The following is a 21,525-nucleotide window of genomic DNA, read 5'->3' on the forward strand; positions in this document are numbered from 1 at the left end:
CCGTGCCCAGAGAACGACGATTAAGGAGTAATGCGTTGACCACAGCTAAGCAATGGGTCCTTGCCTCGCGCCCGGAGGGCGCACCGACCACCGAGAACTTCCGTCTTGAGCAAGTAGACCTGCCCGAACTTTCCGATGGCCAGATCCTGGTCGAGAACACCTTCGCCAGCGTCGACCCCTACATGCGCGGGCGGATGAACGACGTGGAGTCCTACGTCGAACCGTTCCAGATCGATGAACCGCTCAACGGCGCTGCGATCGGCACCGTCACGGAGTCCCGCTCGGACAAGTTCAAGGTCGGCGACACGGTCCGGCACTTCGCCGGGTGGCGCACACACGCCGTCCTGAACGAGGACCAGGTGGATCAGATCGACACCACCATCGCCCCCGCAGAGGCGTACCTGGGCATTCTCGGGCTGACGGGGCTGACCGCCTACGTCGGGTTGACCGCCGTCGGCGAGATGAAAGAGGGCGACGTCGTGTTCATCTCGGGCGCGGCAGGTGCTGTGGGCTCGGCCGCAGGGCAGATCGCGAAGCACCTCGGCGCGGCGAAGGTGATCGGGTCCGCAGGCTCGGCGGAGAAGATCGAATACCTCAAGCGCATTGGATTCGACGAAGCGTTCAACTACAAGGACGGCGACGTGAGCGGTCAACTCGCCAAGGCTGCCCCGGAGGGCATCGACGTCTACTTCGACAACGTCGGCGGGGACCACCTCGAGGCAGCGATCCAGAACGCGAACACGTTCGGCCGCATTGCCATGTGCGGTGCGATCGCCCAGTACAACGACACTGAGCCGGCACCCGGGCCGCGGAATCTGGGGCTATCCATTGGCAAGTGCCTCACGCTCCGCGGATTCGTGATGGGCCAGTACTCGCACCTGGCCAAAGAGTTCCAGGAGAAAATCGCACCGCTCGTCGTCGATGGCTCAATCACGTACGGGTCGACGGTGCGCGAAGGCATCGACAACATGCCGGCCGCATTCCTCGAACTGTTCGAAGGCGGCAACACCGGCAAGATGATCGTCAAGTTTTAGGAGGACACAATGACCAAGGTACTCATGATCGTTTCGGCAGCGGACCACTGGACGCTTAACGACGGCACACTCCACCCCACCGGATTCTGGGCCGAAGAACTGGTGACTCCGTACTCGGTCTTCACCGACGCTGGCTGGGGCGTCGACGTGGCGACACCCGGCGGCAAGGCACCAGTCGTCGATAAGGCGAGCCTCGACGGGAGCGCAGGCGATGCCGACACTCTGGCTGAGGTGAAGACGAAGCTCGATGAGCTCGCGCCGGTTTTAGCCGAGCCGCTCAATCTTGCCGACGTCAACGCCGCGGACTACGACCTTGTCTTCTACCCCGGCGGGCACGGCCCGATGGAAGACCTCGCGGTGGACGAGACTTCCGGGCGCATCCTCGCCGAGCGCATGGCGGACAACACGCCCGTGGCCCTACTCTGCCACGCCCCGGCCGCGGTCCTCGCAACGGAGAACGCCCCCGGCGGCTCCCCGTTTGCCGGGCGGAAGATGACGGGCTTCTCCAACGACGAGGAGCGCGCAGGTGGGCTCGCCGAAAAGGCGCCGTGGTTGCTCGAGGACCGGCTTGTCGCCCTCGGTGCCGTGTACGACAAGGCACCGGAGCCGTGGGCATCTTTCGTCATCGTCGACGGCAGCCTCTACACCGGGCAGAACCCGTCCTCGTCGCAAGATCTCGCGGAGCGCCTGGTCAAGGACCTCGCCTAAGCCTCACCTAGACGCTGCTGAGACCTGGCCGGCAACCATCCGCGCCACCGCCAGGTCCTCTCAGGTCACACCGCTGGTCTTGAACATCTCCCGCCGCGCAGCCACAACATCCTCTAAAATCACCTGCGCGCCCCGCAGCATATCCTCACGCAACTCCCGCGTGTCCACGGTGTGCGCCCCCAGCAAGCACCGTCGAATCAGCCCTTAATTGCCTATCGACGACCACAGGTTCCCCGCAGAAGTCGCCACCACAACCAACCCGGCACGCCCCAACGCCTCATCGGCCTGGGCAGTGCCCGACACAACCCACGGGTGCGGCAAATCCGCGGCTTACTTCTCGACACGAACATCACTGACACGTCCCGCACCCCCTCAATCACGTACACAACCCTGCGCGCTCGCCCCTGTATACCCGTGCCGACGATGACGCACTCCAACGGCTCACTTGTCGTGCGCACCCGGGCCAGCACCCCCGCCTGTTTAGACCACGTGTTTAGTAACGGTGTGGTGAGTATCGGGTAACGCCCGGGTGAGTATCGAGTAACACCCGGGCGTTTTGGGATTTCGGTGGGGTTATTGGGTCAGTCGCATGTTGGTGCCTTCGAGTGTGATGATTTCGGCGCCGGCGACGAGTCGGTTGAGGATTGATTCGGCGATGACGGCGTCGGGGATGGATTTGTACCACTCGTCGGGTGTGAACTGGGATGTCACGATGGTGGATCCGTGGGGTTCGCGTTCTGCGAGGATGTTGAGTAGTTGGTGTGCGGTGGCGGCATCGATTGGGGTGGTGAGGAAATCATCGAGGACTAACACGTCTGTGTGGTGGAGGTCTTCGAGGAATGTGATGCGGGCCGGGTCGTCGTGTTTGAGTACGGCGAGGTGGTTGGCGAGTGTGTCGGTGCGGAAGAAGCGTGCGGAGTAGTCGTTTCTGCACGCCGCGGTGAGCAGTGCTTGGGCGAGGTAGGTTTTGCCGACGGAGGATTTGCCCAGGATGACAATGTTTTGTGCGCTTTGGCACCATTGGCAGTAAGCGAGTCGGGTGATTTGCTCTTTGTTGATGGTGCGGCCGGGCGTGTAGGTGATGTCTTCGATGCAAGCATCGGGATTTGGCGATCGGGATGCTTTGAGCAGTTTGTTGATTCGCCTCTCACGCTTGGCCGCTACCTCTTTATCGAGTGCGTAGAGCACCTTGTCGGAAAAGCTCCAATCGTCGAAGGCGGGATCGGCGGCGATGTCGATGACGCTTTGTCCGAAGGCGGTCATGCGCAGGTCGGTAAAGATCGGAAGGACTGATTCATCGAGGAAGCGGGCGGATGCTGATGCTGGCTGTGGGTGGGGCATGGGTTATGCAGATCCCTTCTTGGTGAGGTTTTCGAGGCTGAACTGCCCAGCACCACCGAGGTAGGCGCCGCGTGTGTCACGCGCTGTCGGCGCAGGTACGTCTTGGGTGGGTCTGCGTGTTGGCAGATTGGTTGAAAGGTCAGTGCCGGTGGGTCGTGTGGAGGTGTCTTTGCGCACGGCGGCCATCATGTTTTTCACCGCGGTATACGACACGGCACGCCTAGCACCGTCGGTGGACACCAGACGCCGGCAGGCTTCTTCGAGGATTGGCTTGTTGGCGTGTTTGCCCATGTTGAGCACGTTGCGGCACGCTTGGTACGCTTGGGCAGGGATCGCTTTGGCTTCGATGAGCTCGGCAATCACCTGGCGGGTGGCCGGCCCGATTTTGGCGGCTTCGCGCAGGAAGTACTCGCTTGTCCACAACCCACGGGTGCCACCCATGTTCGCCGGGATGTGGTCGGTGTCGGTGACATACACGCCGCGGGCACGTGCGAGTTGGTGGGTGGCCACACGCTGCCCGGCGTCGAAGACGGCGAGGCTGTCACCGGTGATACGCACATCCACGGTGCGGCCCACCAGTCGGTGCGGCACCGAGTAGTGCGCGTTGTGCACTCTGATGTGGAAATTGGGCGCGACTTTGGCGCGTTTCCATTCGGTACGCTGCCACGGTGTTTCAGGCAGCGCGGTGAGCACGTCGCGTTCGAACTGATCGAACAATGCGCGTCTGCTCGTCGCATTGCCGCGAAACGGTTCGGCAGCGTTGATCCCATCGACCAGGGCGGTGATTTTTGCGTTGAGCTCGTCTATCCCAACGCACTGGTGGCCATCGAGTGCGTGGATGACGTGCTGGGTGACGATCTTGACTGCAGCTTCAACGCTGGCCTTGTCCTTGGGTCGTTTCGCCCGAGCCGGCAACGCGGCGGTGTTGTAGTGCTCCAAAAACTCCTCGTAGGTGGAGTTGACCCGGCGATTTTTGTCCGCGGCACTGATCGCATTCGAAGCCGTCGAGGCATTATCCGGCACGGTGACCTCGGCGACCCCGCCGAAGTACTCGAACGCGCGGATATGAGCTGCAAGCCACGCGTCCTGGCGCTCATCCGCGCACGCGCAAGCGAACACCATCCCCGAATACGGCAGTGAGGCGACAAAGATACTGACCTTCGAGCCTTGCCCGCCGGTGGGGTCAAACAGCCGCATCTTCGTGCCTGCCCAGTCCACCTGCATCGTATGGCCCGGAGCGTGGGTGATCCTGGCGGTCAGCCCGGCTGCATCGACGTGTTGAGCCACAAGTTGGCGAAACCGCTCGTAGCTGTAATACCGCTGGCCTGTGCCCGTAGGCTGTGCGGTGTAGCGGCCCCACAGCACCTGCAGGGTCACCTTGTTGCGCCCGGTGCGCGCTTTGGCGACAGCGTCGAAATCGATCGGGACAAAATCCCCCTGAGCATGGCTGCGCCCGTCGACGAACCAGTCCGCCAGCTCATGATCCGCAACCCCACGAAGTTGCTTACGGGTTGCGATGTTGTGTTCCACCAGTGCATCGCGGGCTTTTTGCACGGTGGTGTGCGAGCACCGCGAACTCGAACAGATTTGGCGGTGTGTCTGATCTGATGTAGGTGGTCCATTACCGCCCGGTAGTCAGTCACAATCAGACTCCTCTGGTAACGCCGCGTGCCCTGAAGTCACGCGGTCACCAGAATCCTCCCCCGGACTGTTACTGGATGCTCACCAACGCGTTACTCGATACTCACCACGGTGTTACTAGATACGACCGCGCAACACCCGCCACCGCAACCGCCGGCGTGCGGACCCCCGTCAGCGTTGCGGCATCCATCACGACGTCGGGTGTTAGCACCTCGCCGACCATGAGCAGGTAGGGCCGTTAGACATAGAAGACGTCTACAGTCGAGCCCGTCGCCTGAATCCCCAGCACATCCACCCCGACCGCGCCATCAAACGTCGACGGCAGCAATGCATTTCCCCGTGCAGAAGAGCCACCTTCTGTCGGTGTGGGTCCCCAACGGGATCGAACCCGACCTTCAGGACCTGCCGCAATGGTTCAACTGCCGTATGTGGCTCGATTGCGGACAGAATCACGTCGAAGATGAGGTAGAGTATACGGTCGATCTTGCGTACGACCCCGCACAACTGCGATTTTGACAACTCTAGACGTGCTCGTTCGAATCAACCTACAAAACCGTTCACAAACGATTGACTCAACGACTCCGCACGTTCTCTCCAATCGCTATCCGATCACTCACCTGTACCGAGTGCATAACCAGCAGTTTCGAGAGCTCAAACTCCAGGCGCAATCTTCATGACAATCAATTGAGCCAAATTGATCGCACTCAACCAGTTACGAGCCCTCCTCATCTAGATGGAACTCAGTAGTGATAGTTCCTACCTCACCGAGAGTTCTTCGAATTCCAAAATTCCACTGCGGTACCAATTCCCGTTCGCGATAAGAACGCCAACCTCGGAGGGGGGAGGTTTGACCTTTCACAGGTTCAACAAGCCGACCATTATGTTTGACGCGCAGCAGCCCGGCACCATTCGGCAATTCAAAAACCAGCGAATCGGATTCTTTATTTACCAGCTCTGCATCTCCGTTCAAGTTGAACCACGCTACTGCGTTAGACGGGGCGCTTAGAGGCACTACAGTATCCGACACAACCAGTTTCTTGCCAGGACAAAGATCAAGATAGCGTTCGTGAATAAAATCTTTATGCGTGACGGAGCCCGATAGCACAAATCGCTCGTCGAGCTCGTAACACTTACCCAGCGCAGAGCCGTAAGGTTTGCGGACTCTACGGTCCAAATTCCGCCCATTAACCGATACGGTGTTGTGCGCGTATGTGGACTCCATAAGTTGGCGCTCGGGCGCACCATAGTAAAATCCATCGAGCCGATCCTCTGATTCTGGAGGCAGCAAATCCACGTACCCGTATCGACCCGAATCACATAAGATTTCTTGCCCTTTTTCGAACCAGACGAAAGTCAAATCGTCAGCATGCTTGTGAGCCCTCGAGTGAAAGGCAGCCTGAAATGCCAAATAGCTTGACAGAATTCGTTCCCCAGGAGCTTTCGGCTGCGGAGATCTGACGATCGCGTAACCAGAATCGGGAAGGACGAGCATCTCCGAATCGGCCGGCACGCCTTCTGCACCATTGGAAATGATGAACTGTGTGTGTTCGTCGATGGCGCTAAGCTTCATGCGGTCAACGGTTTGATGATCCGAATCACCAAACTGGACGAAATAGCCATCGGGCTGCACCCACCAACCAAGAACGTTCGAGGCTTTCAAAATGGTAGAGGCGATGTCGCTATCCGCAACAATTCCACCGTTGAATCCATCTTCAAAAGATTTTAGCAACATCCGATGGTACTGAGGGGAGTGTTCGCGGTGGCCCCCATCCGAGGCGAACTGAGTGGCAGTGATTGTACTCATTCGCTCATGCCCAAGTAATTTGAGTTGTTTTTGCCCCTCACTGAAAGGCAGAAGATTTGCCCAGTCGAGCGTTGCCGCGGCTGCATAAAACCCATGATTATTTCTTGGATTAAATGCGGCGGGCTCGAGAATTTTTGAACCGTGAAGCTGCGCAATCTCAGATAGTTTGAGAACATCATCATCAAACCCTAAGTGCGCCGCGTATATCATAATTCTCGCAAGTCTAGGCATCCGCAAACTGAGGGACATGTCGTACCAAGACATTGAACTCGGGGTGTCACGGTGCAATGCGAAGGCCGCCCAATCTGAGGCAATATCCAAAACCCATCTCAGCTTATCCCGATCTCGATGCTTGCCGATTCCCAGTAACGCAGCATCTAGCGCTTCCCATGAATGAAGATGGAATCCCCAACTCCGGTCTCTCTCGCCAGGGCTCGCCCAGTCCATTCCCTTCCTGAAATGGATTGGAGCTTTGTTTCCAATTACCCAGCCCCTCAGCATCACGTCATCTGCAGACCTTTTGGGTTGCGCGATCGTGAACCAACCTGTTGGATCTGGCCACGGAAGTTTATTCAGTTCCTCGGGCGTTATAAACGATTGCAATTGATTTCCTTCAGCTCGTGACTGGGTGACTAAAGCTTACGACGATCCCGTTCCAGGCGTTCGATATGTCGTTGAGTCTCATCAATCCAAATGGCGGTATGGAACCAAGATTGGTGAATTGGCAGCCCCTGATCGGCTAGAGCCAATTCGATAAATTCCTCAAATCGGCTTGTATCGAAGTACGGCTGCCAGCGATCCGCATTATTGAAAATTCTCCAAAAGTCTTCTGGGTCTTTTTGGAAGGATAGAGCTTTCGCGGATCCATACACTTTCAAATCCTCAGATGAAGCCTTGTACGTTGGCACATCCACCCATGCAGGGATTGCTGCAGCTACGAGGTCGGTCACAAGCTTTTTTTCAACACGCTCTTTCGGTTTTATTCTGAAAGAAGCGCGAATGAAACTCGGTGACGACAAAAACACTGCACTCGCAAAGTTTGTTTTCTGTCGGGGCCACCTAATAAACTTTTGGACGAGATAGAAGTAATCGGTTCTTTCTACACCGTGGATGCCGTGTGCTGTAGCTTCCCCTGCGGTTTGTCGCACGGCGAGGGAGACGGCTTCTCGGCTTTTGTCCGAGATAGCGCGCTTGGTAAAGCGCCGTTCGATTTCACTTAACGGATCCACGTTTTTGGCAAGTTTCTCAAGTTGACCAGGGCGGAGGTAGTAGTAGCCATGGCAAATTTCACCGCCCATACCACCGATGGACACACGCTTCGGGCGGGTAAACCTCACAGCTGAATCCAGAACCTTTGGATTGGCGTCGCCATCCCATAAAGAGAATGCGTTTTCTATTCTGTCGCCAAATGGCATTGAGACCGGTTTAAGATCTGGGTAAGAAATGCGGTGAGTTACGGAATTTGACCGTGACGCCTCGGGATAACGAAGCATTAGTTCTTTTGCGATAGTGGCTTCGCCTTCCAACGTACCGATAGTTCGGACGTCTGCGTCACAGCCGGCTGATAGCCAAATTGCGGCTGTCATGCGTGAATCTCGTCCACCGCTCAACGCAACGGTACATGTCTCCTTGCTTAATAAATCGGTATTTCTTGCGACAGTCTGCAACTCTGCCAGCGTTTCGTCAATTGATACTCCTTCCGGATCTGGAGACACTAATGTAGTTAGGTCGAAGTAGTTGCGCTTAGTGATACTTCCGTCACGATCAACGCTAATCAGTTGGGATTTTCCTAGATGGCGGATGCCCTTCACTGGGGAGAGATCGTTAAAGTAAAAACCAACTGCGGCGAACCCTCCGAGCGCCTCTTCATCTACCTGAAGTTTACTGGTCGCGAACTTGGTAAGAGCTCCCAAATGATTGGACGCCGCAAAAAACTCTTCATTCTGAAGGTAAAAGCATCTGCCTAGTCCAAGGTAATCTGTCCAGACCCTGACATTTCCTTGCTGCAGCGAAATACCGAAGCTTCCAGCTAGTAGGCGGTGATATTGTTCACTGGCAACCACGTTTGAAATTTCGTCCCAGTAGGCTCGGGAATTATGCAGCTCAATATCGATCGGGATTGGTGGCTGTGAGAATGAAATTATCGTCGCACCAGCACGGTATACAGGACTCTCACTCCAAGCCGAATCTGTGACATTGCTGTTATATATGGCTACCCGACTGTCAGAATAGTAAAACGGGTTTTCGGAGGGTGCAACCTGCCGGACCAAGTCTATGGCCGCGTCCCGCCGCCTTTCGAAACTTTCTACGTTGTCTTTTAATCTCACGCAAACAAAATTGATGTTCATCACAAGCTCCTCAATGCCGAAAGGTTATTCATGTTCGCAAGCCAGTAGGCACCGCATCCGACGAATGTCAAGAGTACGTGACCAAATCAATCGTTTAGATTTCTAGAGATATTTAGCACGGATTACCGATCTTTGGATGCTATACCAGACCAACGCAAGGGGTAGCCCTTGCGAAGTTACCGGCTTTATTTAATCGTCTATGAAGTGGAATCGCGTATGGAAGGTTCCTGAAGAAAATATTTTACTGAACCCGAAATTCCATACAGGCTCGACTAGCCCTTCTAGTCTCGACCGCCATCCGGTGAGTGGGCTCTCTCCCCCACGTACCGGACCAACCAGCGTACCGGAGCCCGAAACTGCCAACGTCCAATCTTCACCCGGGAACCTAAACAGTAAAGTGTCTCCGTCGACCTCAAGCGTCGCCGCTCCATCAACGTTGAACCACGAAACGAACTCGCAGTTTGACTGTGACAGAATCTGATCCTCCACGAACAAACTGTCATGTGGACGAAGCTTAATCACTCGCTTGTGCTCAAAAGTTCCGTGTTTAACGACTCCTTCCAACAGGAAGTCTTTTCCGTCCTGCATGCAGCGCCGAAGTGCGGAGCCATACGGTTCTCGTTCTCTTCGCTCTTGATCCTCCCCCATTGGCGCCAAGGTGTTATGAGCCCTAGTCGACTCTACATACTGACGCTCTGGTGCACCGTAATAGAAGCCTTTCAAGCGCTCGGGAGAGTCCTTCGGCAAGAGGTCTCGGTAACCAAATCGCCCTGAATCAACCAAAATACTTTGACGACGATCGAACCACGTGAACGAAAGATCGTCTGCATGTTTGTGAGCTCGGGAGTGAAAGCCAGCTTGAAAGGCTAGGTAGGCGCTATCAATACGCTCACCACGCTTAGTAGGTTGAGGCGACCGAACGAAAGCGAAGCCTGATTCAGGCAGCATTGCCAGCTCTCGCTCGTCAGCAACTCCCTGCTCGCCATCACTGACAATAAATTGTGTGTGGGGATCTACTATCGACGTCTCGTCGCTGTTCACCACCTTGTCGTCGGTGTCTCCAAGCTGTACAAGGTTGCCATCCGGTTGAATCATCCATCCTGCTGCGTAAGATGCGCGTTTTAGGATCGCTTCCAAATCCGTATCTTCGAACAACCCATCCGCCATTGCGTCGGAGAAACTTTCCAGGAGCATGAAGTGGTAGGCGGGAGAATGCTCTAGGTGCCCACCATCAGGAGCAAACTGGCGCTCGATCATAGCGTTAATTCTGCGCTCGCCACTTTCCTGCAGCTTTTCCCCATAGGGAAACCCTGGGAGAACGCGCACCCAGTCGAGACACGCAGCACCAGCAAAGAATCCGTGGTTGTTCTTAATGTTGAATGCTTTAGTCTTCAGAATCTCGTGGCAATGTTTGATCGCTACTGGCAAGAGCTCGATCACAGATTCTTGCCGCCCCGACTTTGCCGCATAGACCAGCAGCCGCGCCAACCTTGGCATTCGCAAACTCAGGGCCATATCATACCAGGTCATTGATTCTTCGTGCTGGTCGGTCTGCGCTTCCCTCCTCTCAAATCGGGCCCAATCGGTCGCGGTGTCGAGTAACCAATCGAGCCAGGAAGACGAGCCGGTTTCATCGAATTCCTGAAGGGCCGGGTCCATAAATTCCCATGTGTGGAGATGGAAGCCCCATGATCGATTTTTAGATCCCGGTGCGCCCCAGTCAAAACCAATTTCTAGCCTTACTGGGTCGTAACCTTCAAACCGCCACCCATCAGAGATAATCTCGTCGGCTGTTTGATCTGAGGGGGACATTACAAACCAACCATCCGGTGACGGCCACTCTGCGCTCTCGAGAATCTCCACCAACTGGCCCGGATTGTGCCCCTTTTGGGTGAGCTCCTTAAACGCCCTAGCAAACTCTGGTAGCTCCCGCCCAAGACCCAGGTCCTGGTAAAGTTCGAAGTATTTGATGGCATTAACGTCCCACGAGCGGGCATTACGAACCCATTCCGCGCTCTCAGAAGCAATCTGCTCCCGAAGTTCCGAATCCCCCGACAACCGTGCGAGTTGAGTCGCTAGGCTGCGGCTATCTCCCGCCTCGAAGGTGGGAACACTTCCCGCCTCCTCAGCAATTTCACGCAACGCCCGCACATCGGAGAAAATACAGGCCCGCCCTGTCGACATAGCCTCGAAGGGCTTGAGCGGCGTGACAAGGTCAGTAACCTCAGACGGTTTTCGAGGAACGACAAAGATGTCAATCAGACCATAGTAGGACAACACATCTTCGTGAGGAACCCGTCCGGTGAAGATGACGCGGTCTTCCAATTGCAGATCACGGACAAGCGATTCCAGGTTGGCTTTCTCACCACCATCGCCCACGATTAGTAGACGAATGTTCGGGTTTGCCCCGTGCGCCAGAAGCTCATCGCTGAGCGCGTGCGCGCTGCTTTGCCCGAAATCAAGCCCAGTTCCACGCTCGAACTCTTCGAGAGTATCAGCCAAAGCTGCGCTCAACTCCGTGCCTCTGAGACCCTGAGGTGTAACAGTCGCACCCCCGTCCAACGCCCCACCGCCCATCTCGGATTCGTCGGGACGCAGGTCTCTAGATTGGTCAAGTTTTCTTGCCGCCGCTAGTAATAGAGCGAATGCCTTGATGAGGGTATCTATGCCTTCATATTCAACAATCGAGGAAATGTAGCCGATAACGACTTCCTCTTCGTCGATCTGTAGGTCGCTCGCTAACTTGAGCGGCCGCGAAACTATCGGAAACGACTTTGCCTCCACTGCATTGGGTATTACCCGGACATCATTGACCGGCAACTCCAGCTTGTCGGCCAAGGAGTGGATGTGTTCGTCCATCACGCCCGCAAGAGTCACCACTGCAGTCGCACGGCTACGGAACTCGGCTTCCCTCTCCTGCCGACCCAAATACGCGAGTGGCAGTCCGGCCACACGCTCGACAACCGAGATATCATCCCACTTCTCGCTTTTCGCAGTGCGTGAACGCCAACTTTCCTCCCAGAATCCTCTCGTTTCGTTAACAACTGGGATGTTGTAACGCTCACCCACAATTTGAGCAATCACTGCGTTTACAAAATCAGAATGCACGTGAATAATCGCCGGCCGCTCACGGCAAACAACTTCTGCAAACTCACGAATATTTAGTTCCAGCCATTCGTCCCACGGAATCGAGTTGCGTGCTTGGCCGCCAAGAGTTACGTACCGGATATCGTCTACGATATGCGTCTGAGCATGCTCAAAGGCGACTCCATCTCCTCCGGCTTGCACGGCCACGACGGGCTCGAGCCCCAGTCGCTTCTGAGCCATAACGGTGTAATGCGTACGAAGTGTGTACCCAGTCTGAGTGGTTGGCAAACTCTTCCCAACCATGTGCAAAATTACAGCCGAGTTTCGATCGGGACGGAAGTCCGGCAGATCGGCTGGACTAGGCATCACCCCTTCGTACATAGCCGCTTCTGAGTCCAAAACGGCCTCGCGGTTCGTGTCGAGTTGCTTTCCCGACTTCGCAGATACCCACGACATTGCCTTGGCTGATTCCCTAAGGTATCCCATGCGGCGAAGACGCTGAACGATTTTTCGCAACTGCGTTAGAGTGGCATCCTCCGGTGCACTTTCGCTCGCTCTAACTAGAAGGAGCATCGCAAAGTTATCATCCGTCTCGAGTGCGTCAATGAGAACCCGACTCCCCACAGAGGGAGTGACGTACTGGGCTGCTTCCACGCCATCGGCGGCAGCCAGCTTCATAATCCCGGCGACAACGGCAGAATGCCGCTGTTCGGCTCTATTGAGGCGTTCTTCAACTGACGCTAGCTGCCGCTCGAACTTTTTGACCGATGTAGTGTGCTGATCTAGAAGTTTGCGGTGCCTAGCCTGAGCAGCCTGTCGTCGAGCTGTTTCAGCCGACAAATCGGCAATTGCCGCATCTATTGCGCTGCGGGTACCACTGAGATGCTGGTCAGCCGTTCGAAAATGCCGCTCCAATTGATCCAGAGCTGCGGAGTGCTGATCTAGCAGCGAACGATGTCTGGCTTGTGTATCTTTTCGGTGCGAAACCTCTACGCCCAGATTGTCAGCAACCTCTATATGTTTATTCGAATTGTTGGCGGTAGCCCGTTCCACCCTCGTCAACCGCTTGGCTGTCTTGGACGTATCTTCGGCGAGACGCTGAATATCGCTCGCATTCTTGTTGGAAGCTTCTACACGCAATTTTACTGCGGCATTCCGCCGTCGCAGAACACCAGCCACCGCAAAGAGCAAAATACCTGGCACAACCGCTAGTATCAGTTGCCCAGTCAATACTACTGGCCCGAGTTCTGTGCTGTGACTTATGATTAGCACCCATGCCACGACCCAAGCCACCGCAGCTACCGACAAACACATCTTTATTACGGAACGACTCACTTTAACCTCCGTGTGAAACACCTGTGTCTTCGGTACTTTACCCGGCATCATGAACAGAGCCTGATAAGAGTGCAGCCCCCCTGTCTTGTACGCGGCGAGTACCTCGTTGGTTGGAGTTGCCATGGCGTAATTTTTGGAATGGCCGGAGTTAGACCTAGGACGCTTTAAACTGCCCCCCCCCCAATGCCGAAATCATGACACTCGAAAGCACCATCATGCGACTGATCGAGTACCCCCTCCGAACCCCTGAAACGATCGAGGCGTTACCCGAGCCCCATCAAATGCCTAATCCCGCATCATGCCCGACTTGCACTAGAGCACGGTTTAACGGCCATTTATGCGAATGACTGCAACCAGACATTTTCAGTGCTGGACATGAATTCAGCAACAAGAACAATAATTGCCTGAAAAGGTAGGACTTAGACGAGCAGGCAAAGACATTCCCGGAACCAATCAGAGATTCTTCTTCGTTGGCCCCGGGAATCTAGGCCCGCTCCGTTAACGCACAGTGAGTTTAAACTCCCACGTCTTCAGCACCTTTTCGGTCTCCCTATCGACCACATCTAACCGCACCTTCCATGTCGCTGCGTTAAAGCCGCAGTGAAAATCAAATTCTCCAGTGCGGTCATCTACGTCCACCGTCCTGAACAACTTGTAGTTCGAGCTTTTACCAGCTAGCGACAGGTCCAGACGCGAACCAGGTGTGGCGACTCCCCTGAAACGCACCTTGCCCTTCTTGACCGATGCAGGGGGGATTGCCGGATCCAGCAAGTACAGGAACGGAGTCTTAGGATCAAACAGGGTGCTATTGGTCTTAACGATTTCGCGTTTCAGCTTATCGATTTCAGCATAAAGCTCCCGAATCCGAGTGACTTCGGGCATGGCTCTGCGCCACGTCAATCCCAACGTACGCTTAGCAGTACGCTGATAATTCTGCCACTCGGCCAACCCTTCAACATCTAGCGCAAACTCGTCAGCGAGCTGGTCATCAACGTCCGACCATTCCTGAATCCTCTGTTGACGTTCCTCATAGGAGCCGTCGGCTTGGCGATGAACCGTATAAAGGAAGTTCCTCCCCTTCCCAAGCACCGACTTCGACTGATACCCAAAACGTTTTGCGTTAAAAAGCGCCTTCGTGTGGTTGTGCCAAATGACCCGTCGGACTTCTGCGAGGTTGCCGTAGTAGTAAGTGTTACTGGTCTGATTTGGGGACGCCCACTCGCCATACACAATTCCAGGGGCATCGAAAATGTAGCCCTCAGCCAGCGAGACCACCGCAGGCCGTCCACGATCATCAATAGCGTCCAGCGCAGTCGTAAACGCTTCGCGGGACACCGCATCGTCATCGTCGATCCGGATAACTAGTGCCCTCTGATGATCACCGACTATCGACCGCATCGCATTCAAGCCCGCACGGTTCGCTTCGATTGAGGTGCGCACGAATTGCAGGTGAACTTTCTCAGTGCCTCCCGTTTCGTCAATCGCAGTACGCAAAGATTCCAGCGCCTCAGGCGGCATATCTTCGTCGAGAAGTATGAACCAGTGAAATTCATACCCTTCGGATGCTTGGAGCACGCTCGGCAGAGTTACCGACTTGAAAAGACCGAGTCGAGGAACCCACCAGTCAAGATCGAAAATTCCAATTCCACACTTGGTAAGCGCGATTACGGGAACCGTTTTCTGCATGCTAAACCCTTCTCTGAACGACTTTATTCTGACCATTGTCACGGTTGGATTTCCGTGCTGGGCCAATCCGTTCGGAGTGCCGGACTGGCATCTCCAATTGGGCGGGGGTACAGCTTACAGTCTTCAATCCGAAGTCGAGTTGCCCTCGACCAGGATTCCGCCCCCTGGACCTTTTTCAGAAAGCTCAGCTCTACAAGCACCTCGTCTTCTGGCGAAATATTGTCGATCGAAAAGCTAACCGGGACACCTTTTTCCGCTCCATCAATGGTGAAACGCTGTTCCCCATTTATCTTGACGCCCCAGTTGAAATAGCCTTTGCCAGAGGCGCTGCCATAGGGCACCAAAACCCGAAAGAGTAGAGTCCCAGTCTCTTTTACGGGCGCAAACTTAATCTGCATCCCCGCACCTGGGCCTACCTGGGACTGCGATAGCCTGCACTCTCCCAGGGGCTGGATTTCCTGCTGATTACCGTTACCGTCGAAAGTAGTAATTGTGTCGAGCATCCGGGATGCTGGAAAACGCAAATCGCGCCAATCCCGGTAGAGCGTCTGCGATGAATTAACCGGGGGCCAATTTAGCTCGGGCGCATTCCTGTCGATTAGATCGCGGATAACGAGCCCCTCGGTGAGCTCCTCTTCAGCGAAAGAGCTCATCAAATCAAGGATCCGTCGATTAGAGGCAGGAATCCACGTATCGAACGCGGCATCGAGCTCATTGTTGATCTCTCCGAGCCACTTGCCGTGTCTCAGCTCCCAGTACATCATGCGCCGCTTGCCGTAGCCATGAAGATTAGAGCTATACCCCAGGACTTTCATTCGTTCTTCAACATCATCCGGAAATTCACTCTGAACTTTGGAAAGACGCCGGTCAAACCCTGCACCGAGATGCACAATACGCGCAAGCTCGATGGCATTTCCTCTAATGTTCAGCCACCTTCCATTCGAAAACTTTTCGCGGTAGGCAGCAACCAGGTGCTGCCCATGCTCACCGTAGGTGTTTTTTCCAAGCAGACCAGCTAATTCACTGCCGACCTCTGCTCGTTTCGCTACATCGAAAAAGGTGTGTTCCTTGAATCGCACCGATTCAAGGATGCTCCGGACAATGCGATCGTCCGCAAGCATTGTGCGCCGGTAAAAGGTACCTCCAGTGCGGCTATTTCCACGCGATGGCAGCCCGTAGGTATAGCCATTCATCTTGTGCCAAAATGGCTTGGCCATAGCGAGGACTAGTCGGCTATCTATTCCACCGCTGATCGAAAACGCAATGTTTGGGAATGCCTCGAAGTAGGTCTTTTGAGAGCTCCGCCAGATGCGTTCAATCTCGCGGTACTTTTCTTCTCTTTCAGCGCCCCAGAATCTGTTCTCTTCTCGCGGATAGAACCGACCAACTTTGAACTCTGGTATCTGAAGGAAGAAATTGGGAAGAAGATTGAAAACCCCTTTTAGGGGCGTGAAATCCGCAGCCCACTGAACTTCGCGGATGTCCCCACTAAAATCGTACTTTTCATATGCACCAACTTCCTCTATGAGATGCAGGTGCGAAGCCACCAATCGATCTTTCTCGCAGTAAAAGACCGTGCGCGCTCCGAGGGTGTCGTTATACACGTATGTGCGCCCTGCTAGGTGCAGAACAATAATGTATCTGCCACTGAGGTATTCCAACTGCTCGTGGAACTCATCCATGGAGGACTGGGCCGCTTCAAGCAGGCACCGGGCAGCAGGGCCATCCTCGCATCCGGGTGAGGTCAGAGCCCAGTGACCTCGGATCAGAAGGAAACTTCGGTCAAGACCTTCCACCAGCTCTTCTGCGACGATATTGTCACTCCACCAATAGAGCCCGTTCGGAAGCTCCTGTTTAGTGAACCTTCCAATCGTTCCTAGGTCGTTTTCCGACATAAGGAACCCGCCTACATACGGATCGTGGTGCCGTGAAATCGAACGTGACTGTTCCTTTGAGGCCGAAGAAGCTGTTCGATAGTTCAGATCATCTTTCTCACTGCTCACTGGCGAACTTCCTCTTCTGCTTCAGCCATTAAGCTTTGGAACTGTGGGTTTTCCGTAACCCGCGGACCGTACATTGAAGCAATCTCATAAATACATGAAATACTCTCTGCGCGATCTTCGCCAACAACATTTCTCAGCTTCACCAAGTACCATTTTTGAAGGAACGCCAAGAATCGCGTATCGGAGTAATGGTCGATGAGGCCGATCTCTTTCAGCCAGGAAGATCGAGACTCCTCTAACGGCAAATACTTTCTATAGAACTTCGCCGAAATAGAGTTCACTGTCGAGTTGGCAACCTCCGCATAGTAGACGTGAACCGGATTCGGTACGACTGCGATGGTTTCGGCGTAGTAAAGCATTTGCTGGAAGAAGTAGGAATCCTGTCCTACAGCACCCTCCGGCTGCTCAATACCAGTGCTGCGGAGCCAAGCGGTATCAGCAATGAGCGCTTGAATGCTCATCGGCTGATACTCGGCTGTAGCCAGCAAGTCCCGGTTATTGCCGCCCAGGTGGTACACTCCCTCTCCGATTCGTTCGATCCCAGCAGATTTGAGAGACTTCTTGAGGTGCCACGAATTGTTGATGACACTTCGGGTCCCTTTGAACTTCACCATGTTTCCAAGTGCGAATGAGAGTGGCTCAGAGCGCATTAGCTCAAGAAGCTGGATATAAGCATCTTCTACTTGTTCGTTGTCCGGATCTAGGTAAGTAACGAACTTTGTGCGCGCGAGCTCAAGGCCTTTGTTCCGAGGGCGAGAAGCGCTACCCGATCCCCCTGGTGGGAACCGGAAAACTGAGACATTCTCGTAAACCTGCTCAAGCACGGCTAATGCATGAAGCGTTTCCTTGTCTGTCGACCCGTCGTCAACCAGAAGAATCTCTGCCGTTGAGAATACCGAACTCCTCCGCAGGGATTGGAAGCACTTGTGAATGAGGAATCGGCCGTTGTTGTAGACCGGCACAATTACTGTCAGATCCTTTGCCTCCGGCGAAGAAACTACTGTATTTGCAACCGCAGCGGTCCTCGCCAAAATTTTCCGCTCAATGGGGGTGGTGTTAAAGGTCTTCCCCGGCTCCAGCCAAACAACTTGCAGGGTCGACCTCGGCCCCGGCTCCACGAATTCATAGCAAGTCCGCGGGTCATCAACTGAACAAAGCTCTACTGCGTCGGCGTCGCTGTAGCGGAAAGCGGCAACCGCGTCTGCAACCAAAAAAGGAGAATTGAGCGATAGGTTGTTGGCGAAGACAACGACATCGCCATTCTTGCTGCCCTGTGTTTTTGCAAGCTCGTCTCGAGTGACCCATTCAAAGTCGAAGTCTCCGTCCTGAGAAGCCACGAAATCTGCGAAGTCTTGCTCGTCATCGGCGACTACGAGAATGCGGTGATCGGTTCTGGTGTAAGGCACTCCAACCACATCGAGGATCTGATCGACACGTTCAAAGGCAGTGTCGTTGAGGAATACGTCTCGGATGCCGCTTGCTCGACCGTAGCGGAAATACTCCGTGCTCAAGTTGTCAACGAACTGCTGGGCGTCTATTTCAGAATCGACGATTGCAACATACGGGTAAAGGGAATTCACTCCGTTGCTGTAATTAGACAAAACGGTCGTACCGGTCGCCAACAGCTCCACAACGCGATTAGCGAACATGGTGGAGCTCGCCGTAACTGAATTCAGGTTTACCCCAAAGGGGAGAAGCCGTTGAATGCGATGAACGTCTTCGTGCGAGATCGGTCTCCGCAGATGCGGAAGAAAGTCATCTGGGAAATTATAACGGGATAGATCGCTTTTGAAATCGCTCTGGTCCAAATCCGCATTGCGGTCGAAGATCGACAGGTCGAGGTGGGAATCCTGGACCCCCTTAAAGATTTTCTTTGCCGCTTGTGCGCGAGTTTTGTATTTGTGTGCGAGCCACGATCCCGCAAAAACTACATCGTTACCGTCAAATCGCTCACTTCCAACGGGATTGGTTCGCTCGAAGTTGACCGCGAAGGGCAAGGCCTCGACCGGCGTTCCATCGCCCACGGCTTCCTGGTACTTGGGCACCATTTCTTCAGCGGACGTGAAGATGAAGTCCGCTTCCTTCGCAAGACCAAGGAACTTCGCAAAGTTTGGCGGGTCTTCCTTCGAATAAAAAACGATCGGGATGTCAAGCGACCGAGCAAGCGGCGCAGCGTTTTCGGAAAAAAGCCGACGCCCTTCAGAATTCACCCCACCGAACCCATGCCATTCGTCCTCCAGCCCTCTCCAAGCGGAAACCACGAGCAGGAGGTCCAACGTCGGAATCTCTTCTTCTAAATTCTCCGGGGTCAAAGGCACGAAATCTGCCGCAACTCGAAGTGATTCGTAAAGAAATTTATCGGCGATGATGCCAATTCGAACGTTCCTACGCTTGTCCCAGCGCTGGCGGCTTATAGATGGCAGGGAATCAGCCTCTGCCAACATCTCGTCTAGTCGTTGCGAAAACTCGCTGTCATAAAAGTCCACGCGCTGTTCGTAGGCGTCGCGAGAATTAGTGGGGTCAAAAAAAGCGTGCTTGCCCGACAGAGCATCGTGGTATGCCAGTGTGCGAGTGTACGAACGAAGGTCCCGGGACGCCGATTTGGTTGCTTCGGCTTTAGCTTCCAGCTCAGTTAGGCGATCTAACTGCTTTTGTACGGCCGCGTCCTTCACTTCATTGCCTTCCTAAAAGTGCTTCTCATTGCCCAATACTTCTTTTTAATCTGCAAAACCCCCCGCGGTACATCCTTGCCACGCAAAGAATTCGGTAGAAATGGCAAGCCAGCGCGCTCTTCATCGGGGATGCCGAGCTTTTTTTCGAGGACGCGGACTCGCTGTTTTAACTCCGCAATCTTGCGATCTCGCTTTTGAATTCCGGCAACAAGTTTTCTATCCCGATCAATTTCGAAGAGCAGAGCATCGCAGGTCTCCTCTAGTTCGACGGTCAATCGCCGAACCTGATCAGCTACGTCTTGAGACGATTCGAAATCTTCGACCGGTCGTACTTGTTCTGCCACGCCGCTAATACTTTCTCTTTGACTATCGGGATTGGACGCTCTCAACGTTATTGCTGGTCAATTTTATCCAAAATGATCTTATAGACACGCTTACTCAGACGCTCATCGAACGATTGCTCCAGCATCGGCACGAGAATCCTCCTCGTATTAAAAGGCAATATTACATCGGCCGCCATTTCATACTCCGCGTAACCTCCGGCGGCCCACGAACTCAATCGGCTTTCCCAATAGAAGAGATCAAATGGGTGGAAAGTCGCGCGCTCACTCATATCAAGCTGGGTGTAATTAATGTATGAGTCCAGGTAGCGAACCAATTCGGTGTTCTCCGCAAAGGGCGACTGCGTGAATTTCGCAGCGAGGCCACGTGCATTCAGAAGCGATGGGTCCCTTTCACGATAAAAGACAGTGCCAACCTCCGGCCCAAGCAAAATCGCCACCTGGCCGTCATGATCGAGTTCGTTATAGAAGTTCTCCGCCAATGCTGGGAATCGTGCCCACCCTGTGAACGTCTTTGCATAAGCCTTTCTGAAGCGACTGGACTTATCGGACGGCTTCAAATCCATTACCAAAAACCGCAAGTCAGAGTCCACAGCTAGGCGGCTAGCCGCTATCAGGTCATTTCTGGAGTGCGATGGGTTCTTATCGAAGGAATGGTAGGTGAATGCAATCGCATTCAGCGCACGCAGTCGCTCAAGGGTCGCTTTGAGAAACACTCTCGAATCCCAGCCCGCTGTTAGCCCGAAGTAGAAAGGCTTCCTCTTGTCTATTCCGAGCTCGAGTTGACGGTTGAGTTCATCTTCCACCTGACGTGCTGTTTCGATCGCATCGCACTTTCTTGGTGAGTAGCCTTCCGAAGGGAAGAACCGAGAATGCTTTGCCTCGTTCTTGTTCACCGTCAAGACACAGTTCGCCGTGAGCATTGAGACCGCATCGTGCGGCGCCATTGCTCCGGGCAGCCACTTTCCAGCGGGGCTCTTGTAGTCAGGGTGATTTAGAAACAAACGCGACCTGTCTGTAGCCACCACATCGATAGCGCGTGCTGTCAAAGTCGAATGTGACGATGCGACAAAACCACGCTTCGTCACGGCCCAGAAACATGACCGACTTGCAGTCGCATCTCCGTAGAGTCTCATGGTCTCCCCGTTGACTACGAGAATGACAAACCTGCCCCCGAGCCATGTGACGTACTCGTCCAATGCTCGAAAGTCCGAGCCGCGGCTCGCCGCCTCCATGAGACTGCGACAAATCTCTGACTGGTCGCTCGAATGCAAATCTGAATCAATTGCTTTACCAATGAGGATCGCAGCCCTATCGAAATCGTCTGATGCACAGATTTCTACAGGCAACCGCTCGTCATGCCAGAGTTCGAGGCCACAGATGGAAAGCGCTTCCCACCCGCTAGGCACAAAATGTGGCTCCTCACCCCTAGCAATGAGGTATCCCCTACCAAACGGCGCCACCTCATCATCGATTCTGCGAGATCGTGTAAACAACGCAGCGCCTCGAGACGATCTACCACGTT

General features: G+C 54.5%; 12 protein-coding genes. 2 read left to right on the forward strand and 10 right to left on the reverse strand.

The annotated features are described in order from the left end of the window. Nucleotides 1-35 precede the first annotated feature (35 nt). Together IAU68_RS08455 and IAU68_RS08460 are read left to right on the forward strand one after the other, a co-directional pair. A complete protein-coding gene (locus tag IAU68_RS08455) occupies nucleotides 36-1,034 on the forward strand; it encodes an NADP-dependent oxidoreductase (protein ID WP_171192858.1) in 999 nt (332 codons plus the stop codon). 9 nt (nucleotides 1,035-1,043) lie between these two features. Beyond that, nucleotides 1,044-1,742 carry a type 1 glutamine amidotransferase domain-containing protein gene (locus tag IAU68_RS08460; RefSeq protein ID WP_171192859.1) on the forward strand — a complete coding sequence of 233 codons (699 nt, stop codon included), beginning with the start codon at nucleotides 1,044-1,046 and terminating at the stop codon, nucleotides 1,740-1,742. 573 nt (nucleotides 1,743-2,315) lie between these two features. On the opposite strand, the gene IAU68_RS08465 is transcribed toward IAU68_RS08460, so the two are convergent. The 10 genes from IAU68_RS08465 to IAU68_RS08510 form a co-directional block, all read right to left on the reverse strand. Continuing rightward, complete coding sequence (locus IAU68_RS08465; protein ID WP_202880075.1) at nucleotides 2,316-3,083, reverse strand: ATP-binding protein; 768 nt, start codon at nucleotides 3,081-3,083, stop codon at nucleotides 2,316-2,318. Between the two features lie 3 nt (nucleotides 3,084-3,086). Then, the gene (istA, locus tag IAU68_RS08470) at nucleotides 3,087-4,637 is read right to left on the reverse strand and encodes an IS21 family transposase (RefSeq protein ID WP_231699006.1); all 1,551 of its coding nucleotides are present in this window, start codon (nucleotides 4,635-4,637) and stop codon (nucleotides 3,087-3,089) included. 799 nt (nucleotides 4,638-5,436) lie between these two features. Next, nucleotides 5,437-7,029, reverse strand: a complete 1,593-nt coding sequence (locus tag IAU68_RS08475; RefSeq protein ID WP_328700688.1) for a heparinase II/III domain-containing protein — start codon at nucleotides 7,027-7,029, stop codon at nucleotides 5,437-5,439. A 131-nt stretch (nucleotides 7,030-7,160) separates the two neighbouring features. Continuing rightward, nucleotides 7,161-8,876 (reverse strand): asparagine synthetase B family protein, encoded by a 1,716-nt coding sequence (locus IAU68_RS08480; protein WP_171192861.1) that lies wholly within the window; start codon nucleotides 8,874-8,876, stop codon nucleotides 7,161-7,163. 189 nt (nucleotides 8,877-9,065) lie between these two features. Then, on the reverse strand, nucleotides 9,066-13,421 hold the full coding sequence (locus IAU68_RS08485) for a glycosyltransferase (RefSeq protein WP_171192862.1): 4,356 nt from the start codon (nucleotides 13,419-13,421) through the stop codon (nucleotides 9,066-9,068). 375 nt (nucleotides 13,422-13,796) lie between these two features. Next, the gene (locus tag IAU68_RS08490) at nucleotides 13,797-14,984 is read right to left on the reverse strand and encodes a glycosyltransferase (protein WP_171192863.1); all 1,188 of its coding nucleotides are present in this window, start codon (nucleotides 14,982-14,984) and stop codon (nucleotides 13,797-13,799) included. Nucleotides 14,985-15,022: 38 nt separating this feature from the next. Beyond that, nucleotides 15,023-16,987: a hypothetical protein gene (locus IAU68_RS08495; RefSeq protein ID WP_171192864.1), complete on the reverse strand. Its 1,965-nt coding sequence runs from the start codon at nucleotides 16,985-16,987 to the stop codon at nucleotides 15,023-15,025. Continuing rightward, entirely contained in the window at nucleotides 16,984-19,659 is a 2,676-nt protein-coding gene (locus tag IAU68_RS08500; protein ID WP_171192865.1) for a glycosyltransferase family 2 protein, read from the reverse strand. The genes IAU68_RS08495 and IAU68_RS08500 overlap by 4 nt, the downstream gene beginning before the upstream one ends. After that, nucleotides 19,656-20,003 carry a hypothetical protein gene (locus tag IAU68_RS08505; RefSeq protein ID WP_171192866.1) on the reverse strand — a complete coding sequence of 116 codons (348 nt, stop codon included), beginning with the start codon at nucleotides 20,001-20,003 and terminating at the stop codon, nucleotides 19,656-19,658. The genes IAU68_RS08500 and IAU68_RS08505 overlap by 4 nt, the downstream gene beginning before the upstream one ends. A gap of 47 nt (nucleotides 20,004-20,050) precedes the next feature. Next, a complete protein-coding gene (locus IAU68_RS08510; RefSeq protein WP_171192867.1) occupies nucleotides 20,051-21,409 on the reverse strand; it encodes a hypothetical protein in 1,359 nt (452 codons plus the stop codon). Nucleotides 21,410-21,525: the final 116 nt, after the last annotated feature.

The sequence above is a fragment of the Corynebacterium lujinxingii genome (assembly GCF_014490555.1).
GTDB lineage: Bacteria > Actinomycetota > Actinomycetes > Mycobacteriales > Mycobacteriaceae > Corynebacterium > Corynebacterium lujinxingii.